Raw genomic sequence first — 13193 nt, 5'->3', positions numbered from 1 at the left:
GGGAGCTGTGCGCTGTCCGCACCCAGACTGGCTTTGCTCGCGACGCCCTGCTTCGAGTCACCCGTTTTTTGTCTTCATGAGTCCCTAATGATGAGTTCACATCGTCCCGGTTTCGGCTGCAGTTGGCTGCCCTATGTTTTAGTGCTGCCACAGTTGCTGATTACCGCAATATTCTTTCTGTGGCCCGCCGGCGAGGCGCTGTGGTATTCGGTGCAAAGCCTCGACCCGTTTGGCCTGTCCAGCCAGTTTGTCGGGCTGGACAACTTTACCCAACTGTTCCACGACCCTTACTACCTGGACTCGTTTTACACCACGCTGATTTTCAGTTTCCTGGTGGCGGGTATCGGGCTGGTCGTGTCGCTGTTCTTCGCCGCGTTAGTGGATTACGTGCTGCGCGGCAGCCGGATCTACCAGACGCTGATGATCCTGCCTTACGCCGTGGCGCCCGCGGTGGCGGCGGTGCTGTGGATTTTCCTGTTCAACCCCGGCCTGGGGCTGATTACCCACTTCCTCAACGGACTGGGTTACAGCTGGAACCACGCGCAAAACAGCGGGCAGGCGATGTTCCTGGTGGTGCTGGCCTCGGTATGGCAGCAAATCAGCTATAACTTCCTGTTTTTCCTGGCCGCGTTGCAGTCAATTCCTCGCTCTCTGGTTGAGGCGGCGGCCATTGACGGTGCCGGCCCGGTACGGCGTTTCTTCAATCTGGTGCTGCCGTTAATCACGCCGGTGAGCTTCTTCCTGCTGGTGGTGAATCTGGTGTACGCCTTCTTCGATACCTTCCCGGTGATCGATGCCGCGACCGGCGGCGGACCGGTACAGTCCACCACCACGCTGATCTACAAGATTTACCGTGAAGGCTTTGCCGGTCTGGATCTGTCCAGCTCCGCGGCACAGTCGGTGATCCTGATGTTGCTGGTGATTGGCCTGACGGTGATCCAGTTCCGTTTTGTCGAACGTAAGGTGCGTTACCAATGATTGAGAACCGACGCGGGCTGGACATTTTCAGCCACGTAATGCTGATTATCGGCGTGCTGGTGGTGCTGTTCCCGCTGTACGTGGCCTTTGTGGCGGCTACGCTGGACGACAAACAGGTGTTTCAGGTGCCGATGACCCTGATCCCCGGCGGTCACCTGTGGGAAAACATCAGCAATATTTGGCAGGGTGGCGTGGGCAACCTTAAGGTGCCGTTTTCGCTGCTGCTGTTGAACAGCGTGGTGATGGCGCTGGCCATCACCTTCGGCAAGATTGTGGTGTCGGTGTTGTCCGCCTATGCCATCGTTTATTTCCGTTTCCCGCTGCGCAGCCTGTTCTTCTGGCTGATATTCCTCACCCTGATGTTGCCGGTTGAGGTGCGTATTTTCCCGACGGTGGAGGTTATCTCCAACCTCAACCTGCTGGACAGCTACACCGGCCTGACGTTGCCGCTGATGGCGTCGGCGACCGCCACCTTCCTGCTGCGCCAGTTCTTTATGACGTTACCGGACGAACTGCTGGAAGCGGCGCGGATTGACGGCGCTGGCCCGATGCGTTTTTTCTGGGATATCGTGCTGCCGCTGTCGAAGACCAATCTGGCGGCGCTGTTTGTCATCACCTTTATCTACGGCTGGAACCAGTATTTGTGGCCGATTCTGATCACCAGCGATGCCTCGATGGGCACCGCAGTGGCGGGCATCAAGAGCATGATCTCCACCTCCGGCGCGCCGACCCAGTGGAATCAGGTGATGGCGGCGATGATTCTGACTTTAATTCCACCGCTGACGGTGGTTCTTCTGATGCAGCGCTGGTTTGTACGCGGCCTGGTTGATAGCGAAAAGTAACGAGAGAAATTTTCACATGGCAGGTTTAAAACTACAGGCAGTCACCAAGTCTTACGACGGTAAAACGCCGGTGATCAAGCAAATTGACCTCGACGTGGCGGACGGCGAATTTATCGTGATGGTCGGCCCGTCCGGCTGCGGTAAATCGACGCTGTTGCGCATGGTGGCCGGGCTGGAACGCACCACCAGCGGCGATATTTATATCGACAGTCAACGCGTAACGGATATGGAGCCGAAAGATCGCGGTATCGCGATGGTGTTCCAGAACTATGCGCTGTATCCGCACATGAGCGTATACGACAACATGGCCTATGGCCTGAAAATTCGCGGCTTCGGCAAACAGCATATTCAACAGCGGGTGGAGGAAGCCGCGCGCATTTTAGAGCTGGAGCCGTTGTTGCAACGCAAGCCGCGCGAGCTTTCCGGCGGCCAACGCCAACGGGTGGCGATGGGGCGCGCTATCGTGCGCGAGCCGGCGGTATTCCTGTTTGATGAACCGCTGTCGAATCTGGATGCCAAGCTGCGCGTCCAAATGCGCCTGGAACTGCAACAACTGCATCGCCGGCTGAAAACCACCAGCCTGTACGTGACCCACGATCAGGTGGAGGCGATGACGTTGGCACAGCGGGTGATCGTCATGAACAAAGGCGTGGCAGAACAAATTGGCACCCCCAGTGAGGTCTATCAGCGCCCGGCGTCGCTGTTCGTCGCCAGCTTTATCGGTTCGCCGGCGATGAACCTGTTGCCCGGCACGTTGAGCGCCGACGGCAGCCAACTGCAACTGGCAGAGGGGATGACGCTGAATTTACCGCAACCCAAAGCGCAGTGGGGCGGTCGCCGGTTGACGCTTGGCATCCGCCCGGAACATCTTCAACTGACCTCCTCCGAGCAAGGGGGCGTGCCCTTGGCGCTGCAAACGCTGGAGTTATTGGGCGCAGATAACCTGGCGCATGGGCAGTGGGGCGGTCACGGCGTGATTGCGCGTTTGTCGCATGAAACTATGCCGACGGCGGGCAGCACGCTATATTTGCAGTTGCCTGCACAGGCGCTGCACTTTTTTGATACCGATAGCGGATTACGGATGGAATCATGACCACAGCCTGGCCTTACCCCCACATCGTCGCCCACCGCGGCGGCGGTTCTCTGGCACCGGAAAATACCCTGGCGGCGATCGACGTCGGCGCACGGCACGGTCATAAAATGATTGAGTTCGACGCCAAGCTGGCGCAGGACGGGCAAATATTTCTGTTGCACGACGATACCCTGGATCGCACCAGCAACGGCTGGGGCGTGGCGGGTGAGCTGCCGTGGGACAAGCTGGTACAGCTGGATGCCGGCAACTGGTATAACTCCGCTTACAAGGGCGAACGTTTACCGCTGTTGGCCGAAGTGGCGGAGCGTTGCCAGCAGCACGGCATGATGGCGAACATTGAAATCAAGCCTACCACCGGCAGCGATGATGAAACCGGTCGTGTCGTGGCGCTAGCCGCACGTTTGCTGTGGCAGGGACAGACCGATCCGCTGCTCTCTTCTTTCTCGATTGAGGCGCTTGAGGCGGCGCAGCGTACGGTGCCGGAACTCCCGCGCGGCCTGTTGCTGGATCAGTGGGACGACAACTGGCAGGCGCTGACCGAACGATTGGGCTGCGTTTCGTTGCACATCAACCATAAAGAACTGACGGCCGAACGGGTGTCAGCGCTGAAAGCCGCAGGGCTGCGCATCCTGGTTTATACCGTTAACCAGCCGGCGCGTGCGCGCTTGTTGTTGAACTGGGGCGTTGACTGCATTTGCACTGACCGGATAGATTTGATCGGCCCGGACTTTCCCAACGCGTGATCCCGTTGCCACGGACGCAGTTTGCTGCGTCCGTGAGAAAGCCGTCGGCGCCTGTTGAATTTTGCGACGTCAGTCCTTTGCCGCCGCGCTAACGGAAGGGATGTGATGTCTGTTTTTATGGGTTCGTTATGGCATCAAATAGCGCTGTCTTTGCCGCTATTTGTGCTGATCGTGTTGGGATATGGGCTTATCCGCTGGGGTAAATGGCCAACGACCATCACCGACGGTTTAACGCGTTTTGTCTTCTCTTTGGCTCTCCCCGCCATGTTGTTCCGCATGATGTGCGACTTTTCGCAGCGTCCAGCGGTAGATGCCCGCCTGTTGATCGCCTTTTTCGGCAGTTGCCTGATTGTGTTCGTGATCGGTCGCATCACCGCGCGTCGGGTGTTTAAACTGGATGGAGTGGCGGGATCGGTTTTCGCGTTGGGTGGAATTTTCTCCAATAACGTGATGCTGGGCCTGCCCATCGCCAGCGTCATGCTCGGCGAGGCGGCAATCCCATCGGTGGCCTTGGTGTTGGTGTTTAACGGCCTGATCCTCTGGACGCTGGTGACTATCTCCATCGAATGGGCGCGCAATGGTTCGCCGACGCTGCAGGGCTTTATCAAAACGGCGCGTAGCGTGCTGACCAACCCGCTGATTATCGGCATTCTTTCCGGTACGCTGTTCAGCCTGACCGGCTTGCCGCTGCCGACGTTTGTCGACCAGCCGGTCAGCATGCTTGGTCAGGTTGCCGCACCGCTGTCGCTGGTGGTGCTGGGTATGGGGCTGGCGGAGTATCGCATCAGCGAAGGCTGGCGCCTCAGCAGCGGCATCTGTTTCCTCAAGCTGATTGTTCAACCGCTGATCATCTGGCTACTGGCCTGGATGATGGACCTGCCGCCGATGGAAACCCGGGTGGTGGTGTTGCTGGGTTCGATGGCGGTCGGGGTCAATGTTTACCTGATGTCACGCCAGTTCAACGTATTGACCGGGCCTGCCGCCACCAGCCTGGTGATGTCTACCGTGCTGGCAGCAGTGACTACGCCATTGATCCTGACCATCATGGGCGTGCGGGGCTAGCCGGCAGCGGTGCCTGGGGGACTGCAGGAGCTGTGCGGTTAAATGGGCTGCGCGGCTGGTTGCCGTTGGGTAACAACTTCCCACCGTTTGGCGCCGTTTGCTGCAGTTGCTGCTGGTTATTATCGAACTGCCGCTGCTGTTGCAGGCGGCGCTGATCCAGTTGCTGATTATTCAACATACGCTGTTGTTGCGTCTGCTGAGTGCGTTGGTTGAGAAACTGCTGTTGCGAGCTGAGCTCGGTGACGCCGTTGGCCGCGGCGGCCAATCCGGACAGCAGCAACAGGCCATAGAGCAGATGATAACTTTTCATGATGTTCTCCTCGTCTTTTATTAAGCCTAACCCAGCGGTGCAAATTTGCTGAAAGTTTGTATTTTGCTCAGATGTAAACCTTCTTTTCGCTACACCCCTTTCTGCCTTCCGTTACAATCGCCCTTTCTGAATCTTTAGGGTGAACCCATCGTGCTGCTTCTGGTGATTACTACCATCCTGTGGGCATTTTCTTTCAGCCTGATTGGCGAATACCTGGCGGGCCAGGTCGACAGCTGGTTCTCGGTGCTGATGCGCATCGGCCTGGCGGCGGCGGTGTTCCTGCCTTTCCTGCGCTGGCGCAACATCAAGCCAAAAGTGATCCTGTTGTACATGCTGGTGGGTGCTTGCCAGCTTGGCATCATGTATCTGTTCAGCTTCCGCGCGTACATGTACCTGACGGTGCCGGAATTCCTGCTGTTTACCGTGCTGACGCCGCTGTACGTTACGCTGATTTATGACTTGATCAGCGGACAGCGCCTGCGCTGGGGTTATGTATTCAGTGCGCTATTGGCGGTGCTGGGCGCTGCGATTATTCGATATCATCAATTGAGCGAGCATTTTTGGTGGGGGCTGTTGCTGGTGCAGGCGGCGAACATCAGCTTTGCCATCGGCATGGTCGGTTACAAACGGTTGATGGAAGTGCACCCGCTGCCGCAACACACCGCATTTTCCTGGTTCTATCTGGGGGCCTTGGTCGTGGCGGTGGTCGCCTGGTGCCTGTGGGGCAATCCGCAGCAGCTGCCAACCACTAATCTGCAGTGGGGCATTCTGGTCTGGCTGGGCGTAGTGGCTTCCGGGCTGGGTTATTTCATGTGGAACTACGGCGCAACGCAGGTGGATGCCGGTACTTTGGGCATCATGAATAACATGCATGTGCCGGCAGGACTGTTGGTTAATCTGGCTATCTGGCAGCAACAGCCGCATTGGCCAAGTTTCATTATCGGCGGGGCGGTGATTGTCGCTTCGCTGTGGGTGCATCGCCGTTGGGTGGCGCCTAAAATAGTCAGCAAATAAACGGGCAGCCCAAGCGCGAGCTGCCCTGATATTTAGGGTTGCGAAGCCAGCGGTTTGACGCTGGCGACACCGGCGCTTGGGCGTGCAGCATCACGCACGAATGGCAGATGGTTGCAGGCATGTTGCCGAGCCGAGCGGATAAAGGCTTCGGTGACGGCCTGGCGCTGTTCACCGTCGCGTACCGCCGCGTACAGGCGGCTCCAAAGCCCATCCCCCAGGGTTTTGGTCACCACTAACCCCTGGCGTTCAAAACTTTCCACCACCCAGTGCGGCAACGCCGCGATCCCCATGCGGGCCGATACCATCTGGATCAGCAACAGGGTGTTATCCACGTTTTTCAGCGCCGGGCTGATGCCTGCGGGCTGCAGGAAATGGCGCCAGATATCCAGTCTCTGACGCTGTACCGGGTAAATCATCAGCGTTTCGTCAATCAAATCTTCAGGCTCAATGTGCAGCTTGCTGGCCAATGGATGATCCGGCGCCAGCACCAGTCGTACTTCGAAATCAAACATCGGTGAATAGTGCAGCCCACTGCGCGGCAGAATGTCGGAGGTCAGCACCAGATCCAGTTCACCCTGTTGCAGCGCCGGCTGCGGATCAAAGGTCACGCCGGATTTGAAGTCCATGATCACCTGCGGCCAACTCTGACGGAAGTTGTCCAGCGCGGGCGTCAGCCATTGAATGCAGCTGTGGCATTCAATGGCGATGCGCAACGTGGCCTGATGAGGTTCGTGACACGCCTGCAGCGCGTGCTGGATTTGCGGCAGTACCTGTTCTGCCAACTGCAACAGGATCTCTCCCTGCGCGGTAAAGCGCAGCGGCTGGCTTTTGCGAACGAACAGCTTGAAGCCCAGACGCTGCTCCAGATCGCTGAACTGATGCGACAGAGCAGACTGTGTCTGATGGAGTTGGGCCGCCGCGGCCGCCAGCGAGCCGGTATTGCGCAGCGCCTGCAGCGTCCGTAAGTGTTTCAGTTCGATCATGAGAGTCCTTCACAGTGACAGTGAATAAATTGCGCTTGTGGTTAATACAGTACCTGCGGATTATGGATGTGTAAACATCTGGACGGCTAAATGGGGAATATGACGATGGCAATTTTAAATCACACACTGGGTTTTCCTCGCGTTGGGCTAAGACGTGAACTGAAAAAAGCTCAGGAAAGCTACTGGGCTGGTAACTCAACGCAGGAAGAACTGTTGGCGGTTGGCCGCGAGCTGCGCGCTCGCCATTGGCAACAACAACAGCAGGCCGGAGTGGATTTGGTGCCGGTCGGCGATTTCGCTTGGTACGACCATGTATTGACCACCAGCCTGCTGCTGGGCAACGTGCCAGCACGTCATCAGAATGCGGATGGCTCAATCGATCTGGACACGCTATTCCGCATCGGCCGTGGTCGCGCACCAACCGGAAAACCGGCAGCGGCGGCAGAAATGACCAAATGGTTTAACACCAACTACCACTACATGGTGCCTGAGTTCCACAAAGGCCAGCAGTTCAAACTGGGGTGGACCCAACTGCTGGAAGAAGTGGACGAAGCGCTGGCTCTGGGCCACAAAATCAAGCCGGTGTTGCTGGGGCCGGTGACCTATCTGTGGCTGGGTAAAGTGAAAGGCGAAGCGTTTGACCGTTTGTCGCTGCTGAAAGACATCCTGCCGGTTTACCAGCAGGTGCTGGCTGAATTGGCGCAACGCGGCGTGGAGTGGGTACAAATTGACGAGCCAGCACTGGTGCTGGAATTGCCGCAGGAATGGCTGAACGCCTTCAAGCCGGCTTACGAAGCGGTGCAAGGTCAGGTAAAACTGCTGCTGACCACCTACTTCGACAGCGTGGGCCATAATCTCGACACCGTCCGCGAGCTACCGGTTCAGGGGCTGCACGTTGATCTGGTTGCCGGTCATGACGATATCGACGCATTGAACAAGGCGCTGCCAACAGAGTGGCTGCTGTCTCTGGGCGTCATCAATGGTCGCAACGTCTGGCGTGCGGATCTGAGCAGTTGGTTTGAACGCCTGCAGCCGTTGGTCGGCAGCCGCCCACTGTGGATCGGCACTTCCTGTTCACTGCTGCACAGCCCTATCGATCTGAGCGTGGAAACTCGCCTGGACGAAGAGGTGAAAAGCTGGTTCGCCTTTGCTCTGCAAAAATGCGCCGAATTGGCCCTGTTGAGCGCGGCGCTGAACGCACCGAGCGCAGAAAAGCAGGCCGAACTGGACGCCTATAGCGCACCAATCCGCGCTCGTCGCCAGTCCAGCCGCGTGCATAATGCGCAGGTAAGCCAACGCCTGGCGGCGATTACCGCGCAGGACAGCGAACGTCAGCGTCCTTATGCCGAGCGTGCTCAGGCACAGCGTGCGCGCTTTAACCTGCCGGCCTGGCCGACCACCACGATAGGGTCTTTCCCGCAAACCACGGAAATTCGCGGCCTGCGCCTGGACTTCAAGCAGGGGCGTTTGGACGGCAATAACTACCGCACCAGCATTAGCGAACACATCAAACAGGCGATCGTTGAACAAGAACGCCTGGGGCTGGACGTGTTGGTGCACGGCGAAGCCGAGCGTAACGACATGGTGGAATATTTCGGTGAAAACCTCGACGGCTTCGTGTTTACTCAAAACGGCTGGGTACAGAGCTACGGTTCCCGCTGCGTAAAACCGCCGGTGATCATTGGCGATATCAGTCGCCCTGAAGCCATCACCGTCGAGTGGGCGAAGTATGCTCAGTCGCTGACCGACAAGCCGGTAAAAGGTATGCTGACCGGTCCGGTCACCATTCTCTGCTGGTCGTTCCCGCGCGAAGACGTGACCCGCGAAGTGATCGCTAAACAGATTGCCCTGGCGCTGCGCGACGAAGTGGAAGATCTGGAAAAAGCCGGTATCGGCATTATCCAGATTGATGAGCCTGCACTGCGCGAAGGTTTGCCGCTGCGTCGATCCGACTGGGCTGCCTATCTGAACTGGGCGGTGGAGGCTTTCAAACTGAACGCCGCTGTCGCGCAAGACGACACGCAGATCCACACTCACATGTGTTATTGCGAGTTCAACGACATTATGGACTCCATCGCGGCGCTGGATGCCGACGTGATCACCATCGAAACCTCGCGTTCTGATATGGATCTGCTGGAAGCCTTCAAAGAGTTTGAGTACCCGAATGAGATTGGCCCGGGCGTGTATGACATCCACTCGCCGAACGTGCCAAGCGTGGAATGGATCGAAGCGCTGCTGCGCAAAGCTGCGCAGAACATCCCGGCTGAGCGTCTGTGGGTGAACCCGGACTGCGGCCTGAAAACCCGCGGCTGGCCGGAAACCCGTCAGTCGCTGACCAACATGGTGCTGGCCGCACAGCGCCTGCGTGAACAGCAGGTCTGATAGCGACATTTGGGTGTAGATTATTCTGGGCGCTTCGGCGCCCTTTTTCATATCGCAAATGACTGCCGATCGGGCAGCCTTAAGACGAGAGGCTATTTAACGCCTGGCACTCCGTGCTGCGCGAACCAAGCCAGCATGCGTTGCCAGCCATCCTCTGCCGCTTCGGCGTTGTAGCTGGGCCGGTAGTCGGCATTGAAGGCATGGCCGGCCTCGGGATACACCACGATCTCGGCATTGGCGTTGGCGGCGCGGATCGCCTGACGCATGCTTTCCACCGTCTCCAACGGGATGCTGCTGTCCTGGCCGCCGTAAAGTCCCAGCACCGGTGCCGTCAGCTGTGTCGCAACGTCGACCGGGTGTTTTGGCGAATTCAGCGTTTTTTCACCCACCAGCTTACCGTACCAGGCCACCGCAGCCTTTAACTGCGGGTTGTGCGCGGCATAGAGCCAGCTAATACGCCCGCCCCAGCAGAAACCGGTAATCGCCAGCTTGCCGGCATCGCCGCCGTGGCGCGTTGCCCAATGGGCAGCATGATCCAGATCCGCCAGCACCTGACGATCCGGCACCTTGCTCACCAGATTCTGGAACAGTTCACTGATATCGGTGTATTCCCGGGCATCCCCTTGACGGAAGTACAGCTCCGGCGCTATCGCCAGATAACCCTGCTTCGCCAGACGACGGCACACATCCTGAATATGTTCATGTACGCCAAATATCTCCTGTACCACCAGAACGACCGGGAAGGGGCCGCTGTGGTCCGCCGGTTTGGCGATATAGGCAGGCAGGTTGTCACCCTGAGAAGGAATGGTGGTTTCCCCGGTATGAATGCCCTGCTCGTCGGTGAGGATGGTAGAAGCCGCCAAGGGGGTTACGGCCGGGGTGAATCCCCCCTGGGCCTGTTTTAATGTCATCACATGATCGGTTTTCATTGCGGTCTCCGTGCAATCAATAGAGAAAAGCGCTGCGATTAACTATAGGAAAGATTACCCGTTATTGGCATCGAGTGGAGCATTTTCAGTCAAGTCTGTAAAAAACGATTAAATATCCGGCTTTACCGCGTTTTTATTGTCTTTTTATCATGCTATTACGCAAGTTGACCTGCATTAGTACCATAAGGTGCGTTAGTTCCGCTTATTCGGGCTAAGTCCCCGACAAACCAAGGCTATTTTTCTGTGACTGCATAGGGGATTTTTTGGCAAACCGCCTTGATAAACTCCGAGTAGCAGGGGAAACCGGCGGTGCGATTTGTCGACTAGACTGGTGGCTACTGGGGCCATCAGGCGGGCCTTCTTGCTAATTTTTGTGACTTTAGTCACAAGAGTTATGTAGATTGCATTCTGTTTCTTTGTCTGTAGTGATTGCCGTCACGAAATTGCGTGGCGATTTTCAGTAGAGTACTTTTTTGTTCCTCCCAATAAACATGATCTATGAGGAGTCTCGTATGTCTCAATCTGACGTTTTCCATCTCGGCCTGACCAAAAACGATTTACAAGGGGCCCAGCTTGCCATCGTTCCTGGCGATCCGCAGCGCGTAGAGAAAATCGCCAAGCTGATGGAAAATCCGGTGCACCTGGCTTCCCATCGTGAATTCACCTCCTGGCGTGCAGAGCTGGACGGCAAGGCAGTGATCGTCTGTTCCACCGGTATCGGCGGTCCTTCGACGTCTATCGCGGTTGAAGAGCTGGCACAGCTGGGTATTCGTACCTTCCTGCGTATCGGTACCACCGGTGCGATCCAGTCAGACATCAATGTAGGTGACGTTCTGGTCACCACTGCGGCGGTTCGTCTGGACGGTGCCAGCCTGCACTTCGCGCCGATGGAGTTCCCGGCGGTGGCCGACTTCGCCTGTACTACCGCCCTGGTCGAAGCTGCCAAGGCAGCAGGCGCGACCACGCACATCGGCGTAACTGCGTCTTCTGACACCTTCTATCCAGGCCAGGAACGTTACGATACCTTCTCCGGGCGCGTCGTTAGCCGTTTCAAAGGCTCGATGGAAGAATGGCAATCGATGGGCGTGATGAACTATGAAATGGAATCCGCCACGTTGCTGACCATGTGTGCCAGCCAGGGCCTGCGTGCCGGTATGGTTGCCGGTGTGATCGTTAACCGTACCCAGCAGGAAATTCCGAACGCGGAAACCATGAAAAACACCGAGAGCAAAGCGGTGCAGATCGTGGTTGATGCGGCGCGTCGCCTGCTGTAATCCCTCCGCAATTCAACGGGCCGCCACGCGGTCCGTTTTTCCATTCAGCCGTAATCTGTTACGGTTATCATCATCAGCGCCATCTTAACTGGCCACCTCTTTGACCCGTTGAGCCCGGTTTTACCTTGGCTCTCAGGTTGCGTTTTATCAGACAATAAACACGAGGACGTCTATGACCGCCCAGATCCTGCTTCATCCTTCATTGGCACCGCTTGATGGCGGCATTAACTTTCGCGATCTCGGTGGTAACAGCGTTGCTGATGGCCGCCGCATCAAGCGAGGATTACTGTTCCGTTCCGGGTCGCTGGAGCGCCTGACGGAAAACGACTGCGCTTTCCTGGCCGGCGTACCGGTGCGTTCAGTCCTGGATTACCGCGATCCCGATGAAGTGCAGGCCAAGCCCGATATCCTGTGGCAGGGCGCGGATTACCATCATTTTCCTGCCAACCCGTTGAGCAATGAGGTTAATGCCAACCTGGAAAAACTGACCAGCGAAACGCTGGCCGGTTTTGATGCGCGGGCGTTTATGCTGGAGTTATATCGCCGACTGCCGTTCGGCAATCCGGCCTACCAACAGTTGACTCAGTTGCTGAGCCATACCGATAACGGTGCTATCGTCCAGCACTGTGCAGTCGGTAAGGATCGCACGGGGGTCGGATCGGCGTTGGTATTGTTCGCACTGGGTGCCGATGAGGCGACGGTGGTGGAAGATTACCTGCTGACAGAAACCACGTTGGCGACCTTCCGTGAACAAATGTTGGATCAACTGTCGATTCGTTTAAGTGACTCGGCATTGGGGCAGTTTGCCTATGTGCTTAGCGCCCGAGAAGAGTTCCTGATGACTGCCCTGGGTTGCATCCGTGACCAATACGGTTCTACCGACCGTTGGCTGGAGGCGGAATACGGGCTGGGGCAAAGCCAGCGAGCAGCGCTACAGGCGTTCTACCTCGAGTAAACCGCGTGGATGTTTAGCCGGGGTTTAACCGACGCCGGCTGGCATTGCGTATCCTTGGGGCAGTAAATCCCGCATCAGGAGCCCGTATTGAGCCTCAATGACATTATCCACTGGATCAGCGAGACCGTGCGTCAGCACGAAGGCTGGGCCATCCCGATTATCTTCTTCCTGGCGTTTGGCGAATCGCTGGCGTTCCTGTCGCTGCTGTTGCCGGCCACGGTGATCTTGCTGGCGCTGGGTGCGCTGATTGGCGAAAGCGGCATTGCCTTTTGGCCTATCTGGGCTGCTGCCGCTGCGGGCGCTTTCTTTGGTGACTGGCTTTCTTACTGGATTGGCTACCACTATCAAGATCGCGTGGCGCACATGTGGCCGCTATCGCGTAATCCGCAGTTGCTGACGCGCGGCCATGCGTTTTTTGAGCGCTGGGGCGTGCTGGGCATTTTCATTGGCCGCTTCTTTGGTCCGTTGCGGGCCGTGGTCCCGCTGGTTGGTGGCATTTGCGGTATGCCCCAGCGTTATTTTCAGGTGGCGAATATTACTTCGGCGATGATCTGGGCGTTCGGCATTCTCGCGCCGGGGGCGTTTGGCATCAAGTGGTTAAGCCAGTGGTTTGGCTAATCTTTGCCTG

General features: G+C 57.3%; 13 protein-coding genes. 10 read left to right on the top strand and 3 right to left on the bottom strand.

Annotated elements, in window-relative coordinates:
* The first annotated feature begins 90 nt into the window (after positions 1-90).
* The 5 genes from ugpA to M2407_RS23895 all read left to right on the top strand — a co-directional run bounded on the left by ugpA (position 91) and on the right by M2407_RS23895 (position 4718).
* Complete coding sequence (ugpA, locus tag M2407_RS23915) at positions 91-978, top strand: sn-glycerol-3-phosphate ABC transporter permease UgpA (protein ID WP_041415156.1); 888 nt, start codon at positions 91-93, stop codon at positions 976-978.
* On the top strand, positions 975-1820 hold the full coding sequence (gene ugpE, locus M2407_RS23910) for a sn-glycerol-3-phosphate ABC transporter permease UgpE (RefSeq protein WP_020824827.1): 846 nt from the start codon (positions 975-977) through the stop codon (positions 1818-1820). The genes ugpA and ugpE overlap by 4 nt, the downstream gene beginning before the upstream one ends.
* Before the next feature lie 16 nt (positions 1821-1836).
* On the top strand, positions 1837-2913 hold the full coding sequence (locus M2407_RS23905) for a sn-glycerol-3-phosphate import ATP-binding protein UgpC (RefSeq protein ID WP_201895838.1): 1077 nt from the start codon (positions 1837-1839) through the stop codon (positions 2911-2913).
* A complete protein-coding gene (ugpQ, locus tag M2407_RS23900; protein ID WP_048762269.1) occupies positions 2910-3656 on the top strand; it encodes a glycerophosphodiester phosphodiesterase in 747 nt (248 codons plus the stop codon). The genes M2407_RS23905 and ugpQ overlap by 4 nt, the downstream gene beginning before the upstream one ends.
* 105 nt (positions 3657-3761) lie before the next feature.
* Positions 3762-4718 carry an AEC family transporter gene (locus M2407_RS23895; RefSeq protein ID WP_198639892.1) on the top strand — a complete coding sequence of 319 codons (957 nt, stop codon included), beginning with the start codon at positions 3762-3764 and terminating at the stop codon, positions 4716-4718.
* Here M2407_RS23895 and M2407_RS23890 read toward each other — a convergent pair.
* Entirely contained in the window at positions 4699-5028 is a 330-nt protein-coding gene (locus M2407_RS23890; RefSeq protein ID WP_130016615.1) for a hypothetical protein, read from the bottom strand. The two genes, M2407_RS23895 and M2407_RS23890, sit on opposite strands and share 20 nt — an antisense overlap.
* Before the next feature lie 150 nt (positions 5029-5178).
* Here M2407_RS23890 and M2407_RS23885 point away from each other — a divergent pair, with 150 nt between their 5' ends.
* Positions 5179-6042 carry a carboxylate/amino acid/amine transporter gene (locus tag M2407_RS23885; protein ID WP_020824831.1) on the top strand — a complete coding sequence of 288 codons (864 nt, stop codon included), beginning with the start codon at positions 5179-5181 and terminating at the stop codon, positions 6040-6042.
* 32 nt (positions 6043-6074) lie between these two features.
* Here the strand turns inward: M2407_RS23885 and metR are convergent, their stop codons facing one another.
* Positions 6075-7025 carry an HTH-type transcriptional regulator MetR gene (gene metR / locus M2407_RS23880; RefSeq protein ID WP_020824832.1) on the bottom strand — a complete coding sequence of 317 codons (951 nt, stop codon included), beginning with the start codon at positions 7023-7025 and terminating at the stop codon, positions 6075-6077.
* A 90-nt stretch (positions 7026-7115) separates the two neighbouring features.
* Between metR and metE the strand changes: the two genes are divergently transcribed.
* Complete coding sequence (gene metE / locus M2407_RS23875; protein ID WP_259220050.1) at positions 7116-9407, top strand: 5-methyltetrahydropteroyltriglutamate--homocysteine S-methyltransferase; 2292 nt, start codon at positions 7116-7118, stop codon at positions 9405-9407.
* Positions 9408-9499: 92 nt separating this feature from the next.
* Here the strand turns inward: metE and M2407_RS23870 are convergent, their stop codons facing one another.
* Positions 9500-10336: a dienelactone hydrolase family protein gene (locus tag M2407_RS23870; RefSeq protein ID WP_128864856.1), complete on the bottom strand. Its 837-nt coding sequence runs from the start codon at positions 10334-10336 to the stop codon at positions 9500-9502.
* Positions 10337-10848: 512 nt separating this feature from the next.
* Between M2407_RS23870 and udp the strand changes: the two genes are divergently transcribed.
* The 3 genes from udp (at position 10849) to M2407_RS23855 (ending at position 13183) form a co-directional block, all read left to right on the top strand.
* Entirely contained in the window at positions 10849-11610 is a 762-nt protein-coding gene (gene udp, locus M2407_RS23865) for a uridine phosphorylase (protein WP_020824835.1), read from the top strand.
* Between the two features lie 172 nt (positions 11611-11782).
* On the top strand, positions 11783-12565 hold the full coding sequence (locus M2407_RS23860) for a tyrosine-protein phosphatase (protein ID WP_046374711.1): 783 nt from the start codon (positions 11783-11785) through the stop codon (positions 12563-12565).
* A gap of 87 nt (positions 12566-12652) precedes the next feature.
* The gene (locus tag M2407_RS23855; protein WP_020824837.1) at positions 12653-13183 is read left to right on the top strand and encodes a DedA family protein; all 531 of its coding nucleotides are present in this window, start codon (positions 12653-12655) and stop codon (positions 13181-13183) included.
* Positions 13184-13193: the final 10 nt, after the last annotated feature.

The organism is Serratia sp. BIGb0234, assembly GCF_024809915.1.
GTDB classification, from domain to species: Bacteria; Pseudomonadota; Gammaproteobacteria; order Enterobacterales; family Enterobacteriaceae; genus Serratia; species Serratia liquefaciens.
This window is presented reverse-complemented; position numbering and strand designations above follow the sequence as displayed.